Source organism: Nocardia mexicana NBRC 108244, assembly GCF_001613165.1.
Taxonomy (GTDB): Bacteria; Actinomycetota; Actinomycetes; order Mycobacteriales; family Mycobacteriaceae; genus Nocardia; species Nocardia mexicana.
Map to the genome: position 1 here is coordinate 52,602 of NZ_BDBV01000062.1, position 21,106 is coordinate 73,707.

Annotated in this window: 14 protein-coding genes; 9 read left to right on the forward strand and 5 right to left on the reverse strand. The window is 69.2% G+C overall.

Translation table 11 applies throughout. The features are described 5' to 3' along the window. Positions 1-224: 224 nt before the first annotated feature. The 5 genes from NM1_RS24295 (at position 225) to bla (ending at position 6,438) form a co-directional block, all read left to right on the forward strand. A complete protein-coding gene (locus NM1_RS24295) occupies positions 225-1,265 on the forward strand; it encodes an ATP-grasp domain-containing protein (protein WP_246011668.1) in 1,041 nt (346 codons plus the stop codon). 37 nt (positions 1,266-1,302) lie between these two features. Then, positions 1,303-3,282 (forward strand): hypothetical protein, encoded by a 1,980-nt coding sequence (locus NM1_RS24300; protein WP_068024096.1) that lies wholly within the window; start codon positions 1,303-1,305, stop codon positions 3,280-3,282. Between the two features lie 292 nt (positions 3,283-3,574). Beyond that, positions 3,575-4,843 (forward strand): ROK family protein, encoded by a 1,269-nt coding sequence (locus NM1_RS24305; RefSeq protein WP_068024099.1) that lies wholly within the window; start codon positions 3,575-3,577, stop codon positions 4,841-4,843. Between the two features lie 68 nt (positions 4,844-4,911). Then, positions 4,912-5,475: a TetR/AcrR family transcriptional regulator gene (locus NM1_RS24310; protein WP_068024265.1), complete on the forward strand. Its 564-nt coding sequence runs from the start codon at positions 4,912-4,914 to the stop codon at positions 5,473-5,475. A gap of 27 nt (positions 5,476-5,502) precedes the next feature. Next, the gene (gene bla, locus NM1_RS24315) at positions 5,503-6,438 is read left to right on the forward strand and encodes a class A beta-lactamase (protein ID WP_068024262.1); all 936 of its coding nucleotides are present in this window, start codon (positions 5,503-5,505) and stop codon (positions 6,436-6,438) included. Positions 6,439-6,442: 4 nt separating this feature from the next. On the opposite strand, the gene NM1_RS24320 is transcribed toward bla, so the two are convergent. After that, the gene (locus NM1_RS24320) at positions 6,443-7,963 is read right to left on the reverse strand and encodes a DUF2207 family protein (RefSeq protein ID WP_246011670.1); all 1,521 of its coding nucleotides are present in this window, start codon (positions 7,961-7,963) and stop codon (positions 6,443-6,445) included. A 581-nt stretch (positions 7,964-8,544) separates the two neighbouring features. Between NM1_RS24320 and NM1_RS24330 the strand changes: the two genes are divergently transcribed. Both NM1_RS24330 and NM1_RS24335 read left to right on the forward strand, forming a co-directional pair. Next, a complete protein-coding gene (locus NM1_RS24330) occupies positions 8,545-9,471 on the forward strand; it encodes a neutral zinc metallopeptidase (protein ID WP_068024110.1) in 927 nt (308 codons plus the stop codon). A 7-nt stretch (positions 9,472-9,478) separates the two neighbouring features. After that, on the forward strand, positions 9,479-10,732 hold the full coding sequence (locus NM1_RS24335) for a neutral zinc metallopeptidase (RefSeq protein WP_068024114.1): 1,254 nt from the start codon (positions 9,479-9,481) through the stop codon (positions 10,730-10,732). Between the two features lie 15 nt (positions 10,733-10,747). On the opposite strand, the gene NM1_RS24340 is transcribed toward NM1_RS24335, so the two are convergent. The 4 genes from NM1_RS24340 to NM1_RS24355 all read right to left on the reverse strand — a co-directional run bounded on the left by NM1_RS24340 (position 10,748) and on the right by NM1_RS24355 (position 15,959). Then, positions 10,748-11,431: a TetR/AcrR family transcriptional regulator gene (locus tag NM1_RS24340; RefSeq protein WP_068024117.1), complete on the reverse strand. Its 684-nt coding sequence runs from the start codon at positions 11,429-11,431 to the stop codon at positions 10,748-10,750. After that, on the reverse strand, positions 11,431-13,680 hold the full coding sequence (locus NM1_RS24345; protein ID WP_068024119.1) for an MMPL family transporter: 2,250 nt from the start codon (positions 13,678-13,680) through the stop codon (positions 11,431-11,433). The genes NM1_RS24340 and NM1_RS24345 overlap by 1 nt, the downstream gene beginning before the upstream one ends. 101 nt (positions 13,681-13,781) lie before the next feature. Further along, positions 13,782-15,077, reverse strand: coding sequence for an ammonium transporter (locus tag NM1_RS24350; protein WP_068024122.1), 1,296 nt, complete (start codon positions 15,075-15,077; stop codon positions 13,782-13,784). A gap of 48 nt (positions 15,078-15,125) precedes the next feature. Continuing rightward, positions 15,126-15,959, reverse strand: coding sequence for a hypothetical protein (locus NM1_RS24355; RefSeq protein WP_068024125.1), 834 nt, complete (start codon positions 15,957-15,959; stop codon positions 15,126-15,128). 520 nt (positions 15,960-16,479) lie between these two features. Between NM1_RS24355 and NM1_RS44680 the strand changes: the two genes are divergently transcribed. Both NM1_RS44680 and NM1_RS24365 read left to right on the forward strand, forming a co-directional pair. Continuing rightward, positions 16,480-19,635: a DNA polymerase III subunit gamma and tau gene (locus NM1_RS44680; RefSeq protein WP_084519985.1), complete on the forward strand. Its 3,156-nt coding sequence runs from the start codon at positions 16,480-16,482 to the stop codon at positions 19,633-19,635. 256 nt (positions 19,636-19,891) lie between these two features. After that, entirely contained in the window at positions 19,892-21,103 is a 1,212-nt protein-coding gene (locus NM1_RS24365; protein WP_068024129.1) for an acetyl-CoA C-acetyltransferase, read from the forward strand. Positions 21,104-21,106: the final 3 nt, after the last annotated feature.

Below are 21,106 nucleotides of genomic sequence, written 5' to 3' on the forward strand. Positions count from 1 at the left end.
TCGAGAGGGGAACAGGTTTGTCAACTGCAACACGGGGGACGAGAGATCGAAACCCCGATAAAGGGTACATCGCCCTGCTGGGGTGGAGCTTGAATGCGGTCGAGGCCGTCGACCGATTCGATCGACGGTATATCGTGGTAGCTCCGGAGTGGGCGAAAGATTACTGCGCCGAGCATGGAATCCCTTATATTCCATGGAATTTCGAGCGTCTCAACGACCGCTCGATGGAAATTGCCGAGACGTTGCACGAGAAGGGTGTCGACGTCGCCATTCCGATCTTCGAGGAAACCGTCGAGTGGGCCGGTGCGATCAACTCCGTGCTGCTGGACAACCCGCGCCTGTTCGGGCAGGCGATGCTGCTGCGCGACAAGGCGCTGATGAAACGGCGCGCGCAACTCGGCGGCATTCGGGTCGGAATCTTCGAGGAGGCCCACGAGCGCGACGACGTCACCCGCTTCCTGCGCCGCGTCAACCAGACCCTGCTGAAGCTCGACGGCGACCCGAACGACCCGATCCACATCAAGGCCTTCGACAAGGCGGGCTGCCTCGGTCACCGGGTCATCCGCACGCCCGACGAGGTCGACACGATTCCGGACGAGGAGTTCCCGCTGCTGATGGAGTCCCATCTGGACGGGTGGGAGTTCGCGGTCGAGGCGTGGATCCACGACGGCAAGATCCGTTTCCTGAACATCTCCGAATACGTGACCCTCGGCTACTCCGTCTTCGTCCCGGCAACACCGGAACTCGAGCGGTATCGGCCGGAGATCACCCGGCAGGTGGAAAAGCTGATCAAAACGTTCGACATCGAATTCGGATTCGTGCACCCCGAATATTTCGTCACCAGCGACGGCGAAATGTACTTCGGTGAGGTCGCCTACCGCCCGCCGGGGTTCAAGGTTTTCGAGCTGCTGGAGCGGGCATACGGATTCAATGCCTACCATGCGCTGGTCCTGGCCTTCGATCCGAAGACGACCGAGGAGGAGATCACGTCGTTCTTCCCGCGGGAAGTGGTGGATGCGAAGGTGCACGCGGGCTCCTTCGGCGTGTATCCGCGGCGGCGGGTGGTCAATCAGTTGTCGCTGCCGGAAGAGACCGAGGACCATGATTACTTCGATTCACACGAGCTCAGCTCGCCCCTGGAGGAAAAAGTCACCAAACGCACCGCATACGGAAACCATTGGGGCCTCTTGTACTTCGTCGGCGATGACCCGTACACTCTCCGGGATCTGCTGAAGCGGCAAGAAGAGCTCGACTTCTACATCTAATCCGTTCGACAGCAACGGCTCACGGGGAGGATCCTGATTGAGTCCACTCAGCAGCGACAGGGCAACCCTGGACAGACGCCTCGCCACCCTGGACGAAGCCACCCGATCCCTCGAAGAGGCCGGTGATTTCGGCAAGCAGGTCAAACTGCCGCGGGTGCTCGATGCGCTGCGACGGGTGCTGCTGCTCCCCGACGGGTGCGAGGCGGTGCGGTCGCGGGCCGTCGGGCTGGAGGCCGCGGGCCTGTTCCAGGGGACCGACTGGGCGCGGCCGCACATCCTGATCCCGTCGCTGAGCACCGGCTCGCTGCAGAGCGCGAATGCGCACACCGTGGTCCTGGAGACGGTGAGCGAGCTGCGGATGCTGGTCATCGCCAAGGGCGAGTACCAGCATCCGACGATCTCCGCGGAGCACGCGCAGAACCATCTGTCGCAGGTGCTGGCCATCAATCTGTCCCTGCTGTTCGTGCCCCCGTCGGAGGCGGAGCGGGAACGGCAGGGGCGGATGGCCCAGGTGTCGCGGGCATTGCTCGCTTACCTCGTCGAAGAGGTGGGATACGAGAAGGTGCTGGAGAACCTCGTCGACGAGATCTGGCGAATTCTGAGACAACGCCCGATCCAGGTCGATTCCGTCAAGCGGATGATCACCCAGATCGCCGTTGCCCGAAGCAATCCGGATATCGATCTGGGCGCCAGCGGGCTGGGTGCGGACCGTCTGATCAGCAGCCTGTATGGCACCACCGACGGGTGCCGCGAGGATCCGGGCATCGAGCTCTACCGTGCGCGCCTGGAAACCATGGACGACGCCGCATTGCAGTACGAGGCGGCAGGTTTCGCGCGATCGATTCACGACACCGGACTGGTGTCGCCGTATCACGCGGTGCTGCTGCGCTTTCTGCTCGGCAAAGGTGAATACCTGCTCGCCGAGGCCATGGGTTTGTCGAGCACCGGTCGCGACTGCCTGTTGTGCTACCACGAATTGGTGCGCTGCCTCATCGAAGAGGCCGTACATGTCGAGACGGCGCAGTGCATCTACGGGCTCGCGTTGATGCTGGAGCGCGGCATTCTCTACCAGCCTCCGGTCGCTCCCGCCATGTGGCGCCAGCTGGCGCTGCACCTGTCGCCGTATTCGCAGCAGCGAATTACCGAAGTATTCGGGCCCACACCGGATCCCAGCGCCTGGCTACTGTCGGGCATGCTGTCGATGCTCGGTTTACCGCTGGGTGTCGGGCAGGGCGACAATCCCACCTGTCAGGCGGCGCGGGCCTTGTCGATGTGGGCCTACAACGACCCCGACTACCTGCTGCAGACGGTGGCCTGGGCCGCGCGCGACGACGAGGTCGTGATGCATTTCGAGGGGCAGCCGATCTCCTCGCGGGAAGTCGGCGCCGGCGTCGCCACCAGCCTGCCGCACGATCTGGACCCGGTGTCGCTGCTCGTGGTGCCGCACCTGGACCGGATCTACGCGGAAATGGGACGGCGCTGCGCCGGTCGCGAAGGGGATCCGCACCGCTGGATCAATCCCGAGTTCCACGGCTGGTGGTCCGGTCGCGGGTTCCGCATCAATGTCGACGTGGCGACGGGCAACCTGACCGAACTCGACGAATTCCTACGGCACTTCTACGCCGGATACCACCCCTTCTACAACGGCAATCAGCCGCTGATCCACCCGCAGCCCGCCGGTATCGCCGTCACCGACAGCGCGGCCCGATTCGTCGGCTGGCACGCCATCACCGTGCTGCGCGTGAGCCTCGACCCGCAGGAGACGATGCGGGTCTATTTCTACAACCCCAACAACGACAGCGGCCAGGACTGGGGCGACGGCGTCGTCGTCGGCACGGCCGGTCACGGCGAGCGATTCGGCGAGGCCTCGCTGCCCTTCGAGCAGTTCGCCTCCCGCCTCTACATCTTCCATTTCGACCCGCTGGAACCGGGCGAGCTGGCGGCGGTCGAGCGCGAAGAGCTGGACCGCGTGATCGGTTACGTGCACCGCAGCTGGGGCGCGGACCGGGTCGCGTGAGTTGGAATCACGGTGATTCCAATGGATGCGTACCGGCCGGTCTGGCGTCCCGAAGACATGGGATGTTAGCTTCTAAGGCATGTCCTCCAGCCGACCGAATGCCACGCGGGTCACGTACATGACCGTCGCGCTCGGTGTGCGGCTGCCGCGGCAGCGGGAGCTGTGTTGCTCCCTGCCGCGCAGCTGAGAACCGCTCCTCGTCTCCCGAGTCCGGGCCCTTCTCGCTGCCTTGTTGCTGTTCCGGATCGATACGCCCGCGGTGTGCCCGCGGGCCACAACAAGGATTCCGCACATGACGAGCCCCACCCTCGAGCGATCGTCCTCGCAAACCCTGAACACTCGGGCCGTTGCCCCGCGCCCCGCGGTGCCGCCCGAATTACGCATTGCCGACAACCCCGCGGCCGCCGTCCTGCGCGCCGCGGCGCGCGGCCCGATCTTCCGTGACACCGCCGCGCAGACAACGGGTTTGAGCATTGCGACGGTGAATCGCCAAGTGTCCGCGCTGCTTTCGGCCGGACTGCTCCGAGAACGCGCCGACCTCACCGCCTCCGGAGCCGTCGGGCGTCCCCGGGTGCCCTTCGAGGTCGATACCGACACCTACGCGACCGTGGGCGTGCACATCGGTGCCACGGTGACCCGCATCATCGCCGCCGACCTGTCCGGCCGCATCCTCGGCGGCCTGGAGATCGCGACCCCGCAGGCCGGGGCCGACGCCGCGCTCACCATCATCGCCCGCAGCGCCAAGGCGTTCCTGGACCGGCTGCCGCGCCGTCGGCCGCTGTGGACCGGGGTCGCGCTGGCGGGCCGGGTGGACCCGACCGCCGGAGTGGTCGACCATCCGCGGCTGGGCTGGCGGACGGCGCCGGTGGCCGCCGCCTTCGGTGCGGTGCTCGACCTGCCCGTCTCGGTGTCCGCGCACGTCGAGGCGATGGCGGCCGCCGAACTGCTGCTCACCCATGACGGGTCGGGGGAGCCGCGGCCCGGTTCGAGCCTGTACATCTACGCCCGCGAGACGGCCGGTGTCGCGGTCACCCTGCACGACCGCGTGCACACCCCGACCAACGGTCCCGGATCCATCGCGCACCTGCCCACCGGTTCCGACGTGGAGTGCTCGTGCGGCCGGCGCGGCTGCCTCGAGGCCACCATCGGTGAGGCGTCGCTGCTGAGCCGGGCCGTGCGGGCGGGCATCGTGCCCAAGCGCGAGGCCCCGCGCCGCCCGGTGATCGCCGACCTGTACCGCGCCGCCGAGAGCGGTTCGGAACCGGCGCGCGAACTGCTGGTGGAGCGCGCCGAAATCCTCGGCCACACCGCGGCTCTGGTGCGGGACATGTTCAACCCGGACCGAGTCGTCCTGGGCGGCCAGGCATTCACGGGTTACCGGCCCGGGATCGACCGCGTGGTCAAGGCTTTCGCGCAGGGCACCACGCTGCCGCCGGCCGATCTTCGAATCAGCCGGTTCGGCGGCCGCGTCCAGGAACACGCCGCCGCGGTCACCGCGCTGAGCGTCTTCTACGCCGACCCGCTGTCCGCCATGCGCCGCAGCATCCGCACCGCCCGCTGAGGCTCGACCGGGGCGCCACGCTACACTAAGCGGAAGAAATTCGTCCATTTCTTTCGGAGGTGGTGGCGATGGCCGATCAACTGCGGGCCGACGCGCGCAGCAATCGCGACCAGATCCTGTCGGCGGCCCAGATCGTGTTCCGGGAGCAGGGCGTCGATGTGCCGATGAAGGAGATCGCGGACCGGGCCGGGGTGGGCGTCGGCACGCTGTACCGGCGGTTTCCGGATCGAAGTGCGCTGATCAGCGCGGCGGCCCAGGCGTACCTGCAGGCGCTGGCGGACCTGGCCGACGCCGCGTGGCGCGAGGAGGGGCGCGCCTGGCCCGCACTCGGCCGCGTCCTGCGTGGATGCGCCGAACTGGGGCTGGGCGCGACGGCCTCCGCGATCGAACCGGCGCTGCACGCCGACATCCAGGCGGACCGGAGCCTGGCCGCTCTTCGCGGAAATATCGCCGAGCAGGTGGCCCGGATGACCGCGCAGGCCCAGGTCGACGGCGAGCTGCGCACGGATGTGGACGCCCAGGACATGGCCCGCCTGATGACCCTGCAGATCTACGTGCGCCCCGACGAGTCGCACGAGCGGGCGGTGCAGCGCACGATGGACATCGTGCTCGACGGACTGCGTGCTAGGTAGTGTGCGGAAGTGACCGACGATCGTAATGTGTTCGGGCGAACCGCCTTCGGCCGCCGGAATCTGTTGCTCGGTGCCCTGGGCCTCGCCGCGTCCGCCTGCGCGGATACCGACGCCCGCACATCGGCGCCGCGGGAGGCGGATCCGGTGTTGAGCACCCGGGTCGACCCGGCCGCGGCCGAGGAGCACTTCGCCGCGCTGGAGCGGAAGTACGATGCGCGCCTGGGCGTCTACGCCATATCGACCGGTACGGCCGTATCGCTGGCCTACCGCGCGGACGACCGCTTCGCCTTCTGCTCCACGTTCAAGACGCTCGCGGCGGCCGCCGTCCTGCAGCGGCATCCGATGTCGTACCTCGACACCGTCGTCCGGTACACGCGGGAGGACGTGAACTCGATCTCGCCGGTGGCCCAGGACCATATCGAGACCGGCCTGACCATCCGCGAATTGTGTGATGCCGCAATCCGATTCAGCGACGGCACCGCGGGCAATCTGCTGATGCGCGATATCGGCGGCCCGGAGCAGCTCACCGCCTACCTGCGCAGCCTGGGCGACACCGTCGGCCGCATGGACCAGTACGAGCCCGAACTGAACAGCGATCCGCCCGGCGATCCGCGCGACACCATCACACCGCGCGCCCTCGCCGCCGACTACCAGCAGGTCGTGCTCCGCGGGGCGCTACCGCCGGAAAAGCAGGCGCTGCTGAAGGATTGGCTGCAGCGCAGCGCCACCGGCGCGCAGACCATCCGGGCCGGGGTGCCCGCCGGTTGGACCGTCGCCAACAAGACGGGGCACGGTGATTTCGGCCGCGCCAACGATGTCGCCGTCGTCTGGCCGCCGGACGGCGCACCGCTGATCCTGGCGATCATGACCGACCGCACCGGATTCGACGCCGCGCCACCGTATCCCATGATCGCGGACGCCGCGGCCTACCTCTCCAAGGCGTTCCATCCGCCCGCGCGGTAGCGCGTCACCAGCGGCTGCTCGTACCGAACAGGCCGTCCAGCGCGGTGATGAAGAACGGGAAGTGACCGGCGAACCGGTGCAGGTTCTGATCGCGGTCGAATCCGCCGAACCAGTACAGACCCGCCTGCCGGTCGGCGCCGGGATTCAGTTCCCGGAAGGTGCGGATCCAATTGTCCGTGCGGCCTCCGACGATGGTGAACGGCAGCGCCCGGGAGAAGATCACCTCGCGGTCGGCGGGCGGAATCCGGTCGGGGCCAACGGCATCCAGCCCGCGCTGCAGGGCCCGCACCTGCCCGGCCAGCTGTCGCCCGGCGGCGGTGCGGACCGGCAGATAGCGCGGCAGCAGCAGCGCCGCCGCCCCGCCCAGCGCGATCGCGACGCCGACCAGCGCGTGGCCGCCGGTGATCGCCAGCGCGACCGTCACCCCGGCCCCGATCACCACCAGCGCCGCGCCCAGCCAGAACGCCGGGCCGCGCCGGGTCCGGTCGATCAGTGTGCCCCGGGTGAGCGCATCCTCGCGCAGTGCCGCGCGGGCCGATTCGCCGCTCACCCGGCCCGCCTGGCGCAGCTCCGAGACCAGCACCGACTCGGTGCCGTCGGGCAGCAGCGCCCGGTACACGGCCTGTTCGTAGCCGCGCAGCTGATCGTCGGCCGGGTTGACGCGGCTGATCCGCCAGTCCGAATCGCTGACCTGAGTGACCCAGAGGTAGCGGCGCACCGCGAGATCCACGACGGTCGCGGCCAGGTCGCTCGCATCGGCGGAGCCGTCCAGCAGCAGTCCGGCCTCGCCCGGCAGCACACCGCCGGGAGACGCGAACTGGGCCTGATTTCCGTTCTGCTGCACCGGATCCAGCGTGTCCTGCCCGGCCAGCGCCGCCGCGTCCTGCCGCCGCGCCCAGGCCACGTAGCCCGCGGCCGCGGCCAGGCCCAGCAGCAGCGCGCCGAAGGCGACGAGCACCGGCGTCGTGATAGCGAAGGCGCTCGGCTCGTCGCCGGTGATATCGGCGTTGGCGGGCACGGTGCCCGGCGGCATCTGCAGCGTGAGGTCGATCATGTCGCCCTTGTGCAGACCCTCCTTGTACAGCGAGAGCACGCCGTCCGGCTCCACGCGCACATCGGCGCACGGCTGCGACGTGCCCACCGGGCCGATCTTGCAGTCGACGATTCCCATCTGATAGCTGGGGCTGATCACCGAGGCGGTGATCGACGCGACATCGGTATTGAGCACCCCGCTCCACCGGAAGATCTGGGTGCCCGGCGCATCGTTGACCACGTTGTGCACCGTGTACTTGTACGACGATTCGCCGGGCTGTGCGTCGATGCTGAACCGGTCGTTGTCCACCTTCGCCGTACCGGGACCGGTGGCGGAGACATCGGTGACGGCGAAGCGCCGTTCCCCCTTGTCCTTCAACGCGACCCGCAGCGGCACCGCCATATGGAACTGCCCGCCCGGCGGCACCTGCACCGTCTCGGCAACCTCGAGCAACCCCTCTTCGCTCAACTTGATGTCCGCATTGATCGTCACCCCATCAGCCGACTGGGCCTGGGCGGCAGGCGAGGCAACGAACAACCCCACCAGAACTAGCAACAGAGCGCCCAGGGCGCCCCCCCGAAAGATCAGCATGGGGCCGTAGCTTAGACGGCTTGCTATCCTGCGTCAGCGGCTGTTTGGAGACCTGAAAGAACTGGGGGCACGGGGGAGTGAGTCAACCACCCTACGGGCATGGTCCGAATCCGCCTGGCGGTCGGCCGATCCCGCCGCCAGGGCCCGGGGCGCCGCGACACGACCCGCCGCCTGGTTACGGTGCGCCGCCGCCCGGCTATCCCGCGCCTCCGCCTGCTCCTGACCACGGCACTCCGCCGGGTTACGGTGCGCCTCCGGGGCAACCCGCACCTCCCGGATATACACCTCCGCCTCCTGGCTACGGTGCGCCTCCGGGTCAGGGTCCGCCTCCTGGCTACGGAGGGTCTCCAGGCCGTGCTGCGCCCCCTGGTTATGCCGCGCCTCCTGGCTACGCACCTGCGCCTTCGGGCTACGGGGCACCCGCGGGATATCCCGCACCGCCGCCGGGTTACGGTGCGCCGGTTCCGGGGTATCGGCCGCCGATGCCACCGCCGCCTCCCTACGGGCCGCCGGGCAGGCCGCCGCAACGCAAGCGCGGGGGTGGGCTGGCCGTGGTGCTGATCGTGCTCATCCTGCTGGTGACCAGCGGGCTGGTGCGCACCGCGATCCGTACCGGTGTGCACGCCGCGAACTCCGGTGACCAGCCGAGCTACACCTACGCGCCGACCACCGGAAGATCCTCGGGCACCGCGGGAGTCGCGGCGACCGACGCCAATCCGCTGCTGGCCGACCCGGGTTCGCCGCTGAGCCCCGCCCGCTGCAACTACGCGCCGTGGGGCACCCAGGTCGATGCCGCGCGAAAGTTCTTCGAGAGCGCGGCAACCTGCCTCGAGCAGGCATGGCGGCCGGTGATGTCGGCCGCGAAACTGTCGTTCACGCCCCCGAATCTGAGCGTCACCGCGACCACCGCCGGGATCAGCACGCCCTGCACCGGCAGCAGCAGCAATTTCGCGGCCTTCTACTGCGGCGCGAATCAGACCATCTACATGCCGGTCAGCCAGCTGCAGACCGAGATGTTCAAGGATCGGTGGGAGATCTACCTGTCGGTGTTCGCCCACGAGTACGGCCACCACATCCAGGCGCAGTCCGGAATCCTGCTGGAGGCCAACAAGCAGCGCCGCGAGTCCGGCACCAGCAGCGCGCGGGGGCTGGAGCTCTCGCGGCGAGTCGAGTTGCAGGCCAACTGCTTCGACGGAATGTTCGTGGCGGCCACGGCGGGCGGCGGCTCGCTGACGCCGACCCAGACCGGCAACACCAAGAAGGATGCCTACGGTCGGGGCGACGCCGCCGGCGATATGCGCGATCATGGCTCGGCACAGCACATGGGCGACTGGTTCAGCACCGGCTTCGACCAGAACCGTTCCGCGCAGTGCAATACGTTCAAGGCCCCAGCGAGTCAGGTGAGTTGATTCCCTCATGAACCAGCCCCCGGGAAATCCACCGCCGCACGGCTTTCCGCCGCCGTATGGCCCGCAGCCCGGCCAGCCGCCCTACGGCCCGCCACCCGGTTACGGGCCGCCACCGGGCTACGGCCCGCCACCCGGATACGGGGCACCCCCCGGCTACGGCCCACCTGGCCAGCGGCCGCCGTACGGGGCTCCGCTGCCCCCGCCCGGCATGCCGCGACCGCCGTACGGTCCGCCGCTACCCCCGCCGGGCTACTACGGGCGTCCCTATCCACCCCCGCGCTCGGGCGGTGGCGGTGCCGTCGGCGTGGTGTTCGCGGTGCTGCTGGTCTTCGGCGTGGTCGGCGCGCTGGTGGTCTTCGCCACGGTCGGCGCCACCACCAACGACCCGTCGAAGTACTCCTACGACACACCCAGTTTCACCTTCGCCCCGCCGAGCTCCACCACGACGACGGCGAGCTCGCCCACCACCTCCGGACGCGCGACGACCTCGCGGTCCGCCTCCACCAGCCGCGCCGCGACCTCGACGAAACCCGCTGGGCCGCAGCCGGTCCTGGCGACCGGCGACAATCCGCTGTTCCGCGACCCGGAGTCGGGTCTGGTCAATATCGAGTGCGGCTACCCGCGGTGGGGCGCCACCGTCGCGGCGGCGCAGGCCTTCTTCGACGCCGCCAAGACCTGCCTGGACAACATGTGGAAGCCGGTGCTGCAGGCGGCCAACCTGCCGTTCTCCACCCCGACCGTGTCGGTTCCGGCCCGGGCGTCAGGCGCGACCTCGCCCTGCACCAGCTCCGGCGGCAGCTTCGCCGCGTTCTACTGCTCGACCAACCACACCATCTACATGCCGCTGGACACCATCCAGGTCGACGAGTACGGCGACGATTCGGTGATCTACCTGATGGTCTTCGCGCACGAATACGGCCATCACATCGAGGCGATCAGCGGCGTCTCCCAGAAGTCGCACAAGGAGCGCTACGAGGCCGGGCCGACTTCGGCGAAGGGACTGGAACTTTCGCGCCGGCTCGAGCTGCAGGCGCAGTGCTTCGGCGGCATGTTCATCGGCTCGTCCAACCACGTGGGCACGATCAGCAACGATCAGGCGGGCCGCACCATCCGCGACAACTACTCCCGCGGTGACGGGCCGGGCGACACCAGAGACCATGGCACCAAACAGAATTACGGATCCTGGTACGAGCACGGATACACCAACAACCGCACCCAGAAGTGCAACACCTGGGTGGCGTCGCCGGCCGACGTCTCCTGACCCCCTGCGCCGCAGTCAGTTCCGCCGCCGCAGCTCCTCCAGCCACTGTGCCGTCTCGTCGGGTTCGAGCGGTTCGCCGCCCATGATGTCGACCACCGCATGGCCGACACAGGCGGCGCCGAGCACCCGATTCGCGATAGCCTCGGCGTCGCCCCACGGCAGATAGGGCTTGGTGATCAGCAGCGACGCGATGCCGTGCGCGGCGGCCCACAACTCCAGCACGACGGGCAGCGGATCGCCGGATGTGATCGTCCCGGCGTCCATGGCCGCCTGCACGGTCTGCGAGAACCGTTGGAACGCACCGCTGCTCATGACCTGATCGACGGCGCTCGGGCCCGGGCCCGAGGTGGCCGCGGTGGCGACCCGATACTGTCCGGGGTGCTCCAGGGCGAAGCGCACGTACGCCATGCCTTGATCGCGCATCTGCGTGATCGGCGATCGCTCGGGATCGGTGGCGGCCACGATGGCCGCGTCCAGGTTCTCGAAGACCTGCGCCAGGGCGGCGTCGATGAGCGCCTCCTTGTCGGCGAAGTGCCGGTAGATCGACGGCGCGCTGACGCCGACGATCTTGCCCACCTCGCGGATCGACACCGCATCGGCGTTTCCGGTGCGCGCCATCAGGTCCCGAGTGGCCTCGAGGATCTCCTCGCGCAGCTGGGCGCCGGTGCCGCGCGCCGACCGGGGACGCCGCGGGCACATCACGTACGGCCCGCCGGCTCGGGTTCGGCGGCCTTACCGTGCGGCTCCGACTCCTCCTCCGACAGTCCGATCCGCTCGTGCAGGCGGGCCAGCGGCGCGGGCGCCCACCAGTTGGCCCGGCCCATCAGTTTCATCAGGGCGGGTACCAGCAGACCGCGGATGACGGTGGCGTCGGCGAGCACGGTCAGGGTGAGCCCGAGACCGAACATCTGCATGAACGACACCTTGGAAGTAATCATGGCGCCCAACACGATAGCCATCAGCACGGCGGCCGCGGTGATGATCCGCCCCGTGCGCGCCACCCCGAGCGCCACCGACCGCACATTGTCGGCGGACGTGCGCCCGGAGGCCAGCCACGCCTCCCGGATCCGCGAGAGCAGGAACACCTCGTAGTCCATCGACATCCCGAATGCCAGGCAGAACATCAGGATCGGCATCGTCGCCACCAGATAGCCGGACGCGGTGAAGTCCAGCAGGCCGGACAGATGTCCCTCCTGGAAGATCCACACCATCATCCCGAACATCGCGCTCAGCGAGAGCGTATTGAGCACCAGGGCCTTCAGCGGAAGCACGACGCTGCCGGTGAACAGGAACAGCACGATGAAGGTGGACAGCACGATCAGCCCGATCGCGAGCGGCAACCGTTCCCCCAGCGCGTCCAGGGTGTCGGCGTTGACCGCGGCCGCCCCGCCGAACATCGCCGGTGCGGGCGAGGGCACGGCACGCAGCTGTTCCAACTGGTCCTGGCCGTCCCCGGAGTACGGGCTGAATTTCGATGTGACGGTGAGGTATTGGCCGTTGTCGTTGGCCATCCCGGGCGGCGTGGGCGCGACCCGGGCGCCCGAGACGTACACGCCCGAGTTGGACAGCACGGACGACACCCCGTTCACCCGAGACAGCGCGCCCGCATAGCCCCCGGCGTCGCCGCGGTATCCCTCCAGCACGACGGTGGCGGCGGTACCGGCGTTGACCCCGGGGAAATCGCTGCGCAGGACGTCGCCGACGGCCCGGCTCTCCGCGCCGACCGGCAGCACCCGGTCGTCCGGGTAGCCGAATTTCACGCCCAGGAACGGCGATCCGATCGCCAGCAGCACCGCGATGATCACCACCGCCACCGGGGCGGCGCGCCGCATCACCCACGAGACCATGCGGTACCACGCCGACTGTTCGACGGGGCGCGGCACCGGCTCGGGGCGGCGCAGCAAGCGCCGCAGCGGAACTCGCAGATCCCAGGCGTTGACCCGATCACCCAGCAGCACCAGCACCGCGGGCAGGATCACGATCGAGGCCGCGGCCGCGGCGGCCACCACGGCCACCCCCGCGAAGGCGACCGACCGGAGGAAGTAGAGATCGAAAACCGCGAGTGCCGCGAGTGCCAGCACCACGGTGAGCGTCGAGTACAGCACCGTGCGCCCGGCCGTCTGGACGGCGCGGATGGCCGCGTCGCGGTGCGCGAGGCCGCTCGCCAACTCCTCCCGGTAGCGGCTGACGATGAACAAGCTGTAGTCGATCGCCAGGGCCAGGCCGAGCGCGGTGGTCATGTTCAGCGCGTAGATCGACACGTCCGAGACCGCGGTGAGCGCCTGCAGGATCGCCAGCGTGCCCAGGATCGCGAAGGCCCCGATGAGCAGCGGCAAGGCGGCCGCGACCACGCTGCCGAACACCAGCATCAGCACGATCGCCGTCAGCGGCACCGCGACGCCCTCGGCGAGCGCGAGATCCTTGGTGACCTGGGAGTTCACCTCTTGGTACAGCGCCGACAGGCCGCCCGCCTGCACGGTGACACCGGGTGGCGTGTCGTGGAGGCCCTCGACGATTTCGCCCGCCGCCTTCTGGGCCTGGTCCTCGCCGCCGGTCAGATAGGCGACCACGACAGCGCTCTTGCCGTCGGTGCTGCGCAGCGCCGAGGCGACCTGCGGCGGGCTGTTCCAGTAGGACCGGACGCCGACGGCGTCGCCGCGCGACTGCAGCCTTTCGGTGATGTCGGTGGCCAGCGCGCGCACATCGCCCGCGTCGACGCCGTGGTCGGATCGGACCAGCAGCACCAGGTTGGGTTCGGCGCCACCGAAATGGTCCGCCATCAGCTTGGTGACCTGCGAGGATTCGGCTCCGTCGGAGGTGAAGCCGCCGCCCTTCAACTTATCGGTGACGGTCGCGCCGAACGCGCCGCACAGCAGTGCGAGCGCGAGCGCCGCCAGCAGTATCCGCTTGGGGTAGCGGGTGGTGATCCGAGCGATTCGGGTCAGCATGGTGCGCTCCTCGGTGCGGCCGTAAGGTAACGACGTTAGCGTAACGCTGTTACCTCATGGGTCCGCAAGAGGTTGCGCACCGTGAGATGCAGTGATCCCGGTTACGTTTTGTCTCGCTCGCTCTTACCGTGCTGATGTCCGAAGAGCCCGCGCGGCGCGTGGCCGTGCACGCCCTCGGCATAGGCGGTCTCGGCGTGCAGCGCGAAGTCGATGCCGGCGACCTCGTCCTCCTTGCTGACCCGGAAGCCCAGCGTGCGGTCGATGATCTTGCCCAGCACGAACGACACCCCGAACGCCCAGGCCGCGACCACGAGCGCGCCCACCACCTGCTTGCCCAGCTGCGACAGTCCGCCGCCGTAGAACAGGCCGCGCACGCCGCCGGTCATCACCTGGTTGGCGAGCAGCCCGATGAGCAGCGTGCCGACGATGCCACCGACGAAGTGCACGCCTACCACATCCAGCGAATCGTCGTAGCCCGCCTTGAACTTCCAGCCCACCGCGAACGAACACGCCACGCCCGCAACCAGTCCCACGATCACCGCGCCCAGCGTGTTCACCGAGCCGCAGGACGGCGTGATCGCCACCAGCCTGGCCACCACACCGGAGGCGGCGCCGAAGGTGGTCGGGCGGCCGTCGCGCAGTTGCTCCACCGCGAGCCAGCCCAGCATGCCGAGGCAGCCCGCGACGAGCGTGTTCAGGAAGACGGCGGCGGCGATTCCGTTGGCCGCCAACGCGGATCCGGCGTTGAACCCGAACCAGCCGAACCACAGGATGCCCGCGCCCAGCAGCACGAACGGCAGGTTGTGCGGCCGCATCGCATCGACCTTGAAGCCGACGCGCGGGCCCAGCACCAGCGCCAAGGCCAATGCCGAAGCGCCCGAGGCGATCTCGACCACGAGCCCGCCCGCGAAGTCGAGGGCGCCGAAGGAGGCCAGCCAGCCCTCCGGACCCCAGACCCAGTGCGCGACCGGCGCGTAGACCGCCAGCGTCCACAGCGGCACGAACGCCATCCACGCCGAGAACTTCGCCCGGTCCGCGATGGCGCCGCTGACCAGCGCGGCGGTCAGGATCGCGAAGGTCAGCTGGAATGTCGCGTACAGCAGCTCCGGCACACCGTTGCGCACCGTGGACGGGTCGATCCGGGCCATCCCGGCGTGGGTGAGATTGCCGATCAGGCCGCCCCCGGCGTCGTCGCCGAAGGCCAGGGCGTATCCGAGCAGCAGCCACACCACCGTCACCAGCGGGATGGCGATGAAGCTCATCATCAGCATGTTCAGCACGCCGGTGGATCGGACCATCCCGCCGTAGAAAATGGCCAGGCCGGGCGTCATCAGCAGCACCAGGGCGGTGCTCGCCAACAGCCAGGCCGTGGCGGCGGGGTCGATGGTCGGGGGCACGGCAACTCCTTCCGGCGCGTTTCGCGTAGAGAGAAATTACCGAACGTTCTATCGGCGACCCTTGCGTGCCAGCGCGCGCCGCCCGCGCGGCCCGGGAATCGGCAGGTCGTCCTCGACGGCCAGCCACTCCGCCGTTGCCAGCCACTGCTGCTGCGCGCGGGCGTCGGCCGTGTCGTTGAAGACCCGGCGGCCGCGGTCGTCGCGCAGATCGTGGGCCAGTAGCGACCAGCGCGGCGGCCTGCCGTGGGTGCGCTCGTACTCGTCGAGATAGCCCGCCACCAGCGTGCAGATGGCGTTCACCGGCCGCAGCGACACTCGATTCCCGTACTTGGCGGAGTGGAAACGCCTTGCCGCGCACAGCGATCGGGGAGTGGCGCTGTAGGCGATCCAGCCCGCCCGCTGCGCCCGCTCGATCAACCAGAGATGTTTGACCGCATTCGGCGCGATATCCCCTACGCGTTCGCGGATCAGAGTTATCACCGGATCGGTGAGCAGAATGTCGCGCCGCGTCGGCCCGATTCCGTGTTCCGCCCAGTATTCGTGGGTGGATGTCGCCAGCACGCGCCCGAATTCGTCGATACTGCGCTGGGCGCGTTTGCCCATGCGCTCGATGCGCTCGGCCTCCGCGCGCATCTCGTTCTGCGCGATAAGGGTTCGGATGGCCGCCATTGTGGGCACTTGACCACGTTCGAGTAGTTCCAGGATCGCGGCCGAGGTCTTCGGATCGGCGGCGGCCGCCACCGGTAGCGAGTCGCGGTTGAGTGCGAACTCCTGGGGATTGATCGCGCGGCTCAGCAGGCCTGCGGCGTCCGGATTACCGGCGAAATCGGTATGCGAAAGCCAGGCGGTGGCGATGTCGTCACACGACTGCACGGTCGACATTTCCTCCGGGACAGAGCGAGAGGTCTGTGATTTTCAGGTTGTGCCCCGGCCGGGATGAGGGACCGGCCGGAGCCACCAACCTGATGAAGGTTTGGCTACCGAAGTTGCCGGAACTCACGTTAGCCAGTCGATTGCGTGAAAGGCCAATCGGGTTACGGGATCGTTATGTTCGCTAAATCACATTCAAACGGGGAGCCGGTTCGTAAACAAGGGCCGGGAAACGCGTGGGGCTCTGCAAACTAGGGCCTTTAGTTGTAGATCGAATTTGTTCGGAACCGAACCGAACTTATCGGTCTGTCGTCCTGTGCGCTAACGGGTTGCCGGAATGGTTGTGCTTGGTTCGCCGCCGTGGGGGCGGCCCCGCCCGGTGCTGGATCGGTGGCGTCCGAGGGGCGGCTCCGCTGTGCGCGGTGGCGCGGGTCGCGGCCGCCACGCCGGGCGGCGCGATCGCATACGGCGCGGCGGCAGCGAAAACAGCGGCACCCTCAAATCAGTCGGGGGTCGCCGGTACCCTCGGGCCGTGGCTCTGTACCGGAAGTACCGACCGGCAACATTCGCAGAAGTGATCGGCCAGGAACACGTCACCGAACCGCTGAGCACCGCACTCGACACCGGCCGGATCAGTCATGCCTACTTGTTCTCGGGCCCGCGCGGCTGTGGCAAGACGTCGTCGGCGCGCATCCTCGCGCGCTCGCTGAACTGCGTGGAGGGCCCGACCTCCCGTCCGTGCGGGGTGTGTCCCTCCTGTGTGGCGCTGGCCCCCGGCGGTCCCGGCAATCTGGATGTCATCGAGCTGGACGCCGCGAGCCACGGCGGCGTGGACGACACCCGCGAGCTGCGCGACCGCGCCTTCTACGCCCCGGCCGAATCGCGCTACCGCGTGTTCATCGTCGACGAGGCGCACATGGTCACCACCGCGGGCTTCAACGCGCTGCTCAAGATCGTCGAGGAGCCGCCCGCCCATCTGATCTTCGTCTTCGCCACCACCGAACCGGACAAGGTGCTGCCGACGATCCGCTCGCGCACCCACCACTACCCGTTCCGGCTGCTGCCCCCGGCCACCATGCGCGGCCTGCTCGGCCAGATCTGCGAGCAGGAGGGCGTGCAGGTCGAGGAGGCGGTGTACCCGCTGGTGATCCGTGCCGGCGGCGGCTCCCCGCGCGACAGCCTGAGCGTGCTGGACCAGTTGCTGGCCGGTGCCGGGCCGGAGGGCGTCGCCTACCAGCGCGCGCTGGCGCTGCTCGGCGTCACGGATATCGCGCTGATCGACGAGGCGGTCGAGGCGCTGGCCGCGGCCGACGGCGCGGCGCTGTTCGGCACCGTGGACCGGGTGGTCGAGGCCGGTCACGATCCGCGCCGCTTCGCCACCGACCTGCTGGAGCGCATGCGCGATCTGATCCTGCTGCGCGCGGTGCCCGACGCCGCCGACCGCAACCTGGTCACCGGCCCGGGCGATGTCCTCGACCGCATGCGCGACCAGGCCGACCGCATCGGCCCCGGCACGCTGACCCGCTACGCCGAACTGCTGCACGAGGGCCTGGGCGAGATGCGCGGCGCGACGGCCCCGCGCCTGCTGCTCGAGGTCGTCTGCGCCCGCATGCTGCTCCCGTCGGTCTCCGACACCGAGTCCGCCACCCTGCAGCGCCTGGAGCGCTTGGAACGCGGAATGGCCGGTGGCGCAATATCGCCCGCCGCCTCCGCCCCGAATCAGGGAGCGGCCGCCGGTACCGGCGCACCGAGCCCGGCACCCCAGTCCGCGCCGCCGTCCTCCGGCGCCCCCCGCCGCCGCGGCGCCGAGGCATTGGCCGCCCTCCGCGCCGAAAAGTCCGGCACCACAGCACAACCCGGCGCTGACACGGCGCCCCCGCGGCCCGAGCCCACCCCGCGTGCGGCCGAATCGCCACGCTCCCAGGCGGTGTCGCCGGGACCGGATGCCCCCGCCTCCGAGCAAGTGGCGACAGCGCCATCGAGGACGGACGACCCGCCTGCGCCCGCCGACTCCGGGCAGGCACCGGCTGCAGCGCCATCGAGTTCGGATGCGCCACCCGCATCCGCGCCGTCCGCCGCGGCAGGTGCCGAGCCACGCCCGCATCCCGCCCAGCGTGCCCAGGCGCCCACGGGCCCCGATACGCAGCGCGCACCGGCTCAGCCCGCCGAGGCGCCCACGAGTGCCGATGAGCAGCAAGCACGGGCTCCGCGTGCCGAGGCGCCTACGGGTTCCGATACGCAGCGCGCACCGGCTCAGTCCGCCCAGGTGCCCACGGGTGCCGACGCGCAGCAAGCACCGGCTCAGCAGCCCGCCCAGGTGCCCACGGGTCCCGATACGCAGTCTGCGCCAACTAGGCCCGCCGAGGCGCCCTCGGGTCCTGGTACGCAGCAAGCACGGGCTCAGCGTGCCGAGGCGTCCACGGGTGCCGATGCGCAGCAAGCACGGGCTCAGTCCGCCGAGGCGTCCACGGATTCCGGTACGCAGCGTGCACCGGTTCAGCGTGCCGAGGCGTCTGCCGATCCGGAATCGGAACGGGCGCAGCGTCCCGAGTTGGATGAGCAGCAGGCCGATTCGCCCATCGAGCCGGAGGATGATGATCCCGCTGCGCTGATGTCCCCGCCGGATGCTGCCGATATCGATGCGCTGCAAGCTGATTCGGATCCGGTGGATCGGTCTGTGTCGGCCGACAGCGAAACTCTGCCGCCGCGTGAGCCGGCCGAGGATGTCTCGGCGGACGACTCCGGCAGTGGCGCTGCGGAAGTCACCTCCGACGCAGCGGCGGACGCTGTCGCCGAACCCGCGACCGCGCTGCAAGCTCCGGATGCTCAGGTTCCGCCGGAATCCCGAGATTCGGACGCGGCCGTCGCGGAGGCGCCGCCGTCGGCCGCCCCCGCTCCCGGCGGCGATCTCGCGGCGGAGGTCGAGGCGAAGTGGGGGGAGATCCGGGCCAAGGTGCGGGAGTTCGGGGCGGCGGTGCATGCGCTGTTGTCCGGGGCCTCGGTGGCGCGGGTCGAGGGGGACACCATCGTGTTCGCGCATCAGCACGCGCCGTTGGCGCAGCGGTTGTCGAATCCGAAGTACGTCGAGGCGGTGCAGTCCGCCGTGCATGCGGTACTGGGGCGCGAGCACGGGGTGCGCTGGGAGGTCGGCGCGGGGAGTGCGCCCGCCGGTGGTGATCGCGGATCCGGCGGATCCGGTGCGTCGAATCGCGGCGCGGGGTCGGCGAGTGGGAGCGGCGGCCGTTCCGCGGGCGGTGGTGCACCGAACCGTGGCGCCGGGCCCGCGCACGGCTCCGGTCCGGGGCAGCCGGGTGCGAGCCAGGCCGAGGCCCCCCGGTACACCCGGCCGAGCCAGTTGAAGGCCGCCAGCGCCGACAACCCCGATTCCACCCCTACTGCCCGCGGTCGCGAATCGGGTCCGGCGCGCACCGAATCCGGGTCGCGCTCGGCGCCCCCGGACGACGACATTCCGCTGCCCGACGGGCCGGATACTCCCGACGATCCCGGCCCGGCCGACTACTCGTCGGTAGGTTATGAGGGCGTCCCACCTGCGTCTACGCCGGAGGAGGAGCAGGAGATGCTCGCGGAGTCGGCCCGCCCGGTTCCGGCGGGAGACCGCCGCGACCCCGATGAGGTGGCCTTGGAGTTGCTCGTGAGTGAGCTGGGCGCCACACGTCTGGAGGGTTGACAGACACCTGCCCGACGGCCTTAAGTTAACCGGAGTTCGCATCCGGCTGTACTATGAACGGGTGGTCGTCAGCAGCGGTGCTACGAGGTTCTATGGTATGCCCAGGCGTACGGGCGACCGGAACATGCGTGGGCCGTGGCATGTCGACGTTTGTACAGCGTCTACACGGTCGGTCGCATGGCCGGTCGGCGAGGTTACCTGCGGCGATACCGGGCACTGCGGTGTCGGCGCAGCCTAAGGAAGGAAAGACTCCGATATGACCACAGAGGCCTACATTTACGAGGCCATCCGCACTCCGCGGGGCCGCAACAAGAAGGGCTCGCTGCACTCGGTCAAGCCGATCGATCTGACGACCGGTCTGGTCAAGGAGCTGCGTAACCGCTTCCCGAACCTGGACGAAGAGCGCATCTCGGACGTCGTCCTCGGCGTCGTGTCGCCGGTCGGCGACCAGGGTGCCGACATCGCCCGCACCACCGTGCTGACCTCGGGCCTGCCCGACACCGTCGGCGGCACCCAGATCAACCGCTTCTGCGCCTCCGGCCTGGAGGCCGTCAATCTCGCCGCTCAGAAGGTCCGCTCCGGCTTCGAGGACCTGGTCATCGCCGGTGGCGTCGAGGCCATGTCGCGCGTGCCGATGGGCTCCGACGGCGGCGCCATGTTCATGGACCCGTGGACCAGCTACGAGAGCTACATCGTCCCGCAGGGCATCTCGGCCGACCTGATCGCGACCATCGAGGGCTTCTCCCGCGACGACGTCGACGCCTACGCGGTGCAGTCGCAGGAGCGTGCGGCCGCGGCTTGGACCGGCGGCTACTTCGCCAAGTCGGTCGTGCCGGTGCGCGACCTCAACGGCCTGACCGTGCTGGACCGCGACGAGCACATGCGCCCGGGCACCACCGCCGAGGATCTGGCCAAGCTGAACCCGTCGTTCAAGGGCATCGGCGAGATGGGCGGCTTCGACTCGGTGGCGCTGCAGAAGTACCACTTCGTGGAGAACATCAACCACGTCCACCACGGCGGCAACAGTTCGGGCATCGTCGACGGCGCCGCGCTGGTGCTGGTCGGCAACGAGGAGGCCGGTAAGGCCTCGGGCCTGACCCCGCGCGCCCGCATCGTCGCCACCGGCATCTCCGGCGCCGACGCCACCATCATGCTGACCGGCCCGACCCCGGCCGCGCACAAGGCCCTCGCCAAGGCCGGCCTGAGCGTCGACGACATCGACCTGTTCGAGATCAACGAGGCCTTCGCCTCGGTCGTTCTGAAGTTCCAGAAGGACCTGAACATCCCGAACGAGAAGCTGAACGTCAACGGCGGCGCGATCGCCATGGGTCACCCGCTGGGCGCCACCGGCGCGATGATCACCGGCACCATGGTCGACGAGCTGGAGCGCCGCAACGCCCGCTACGCCCTGGTGACCCTGTGCATCGGCGGCGGCATGGGTGTGGCCACCATCATCGAGCGCGTCTGACGC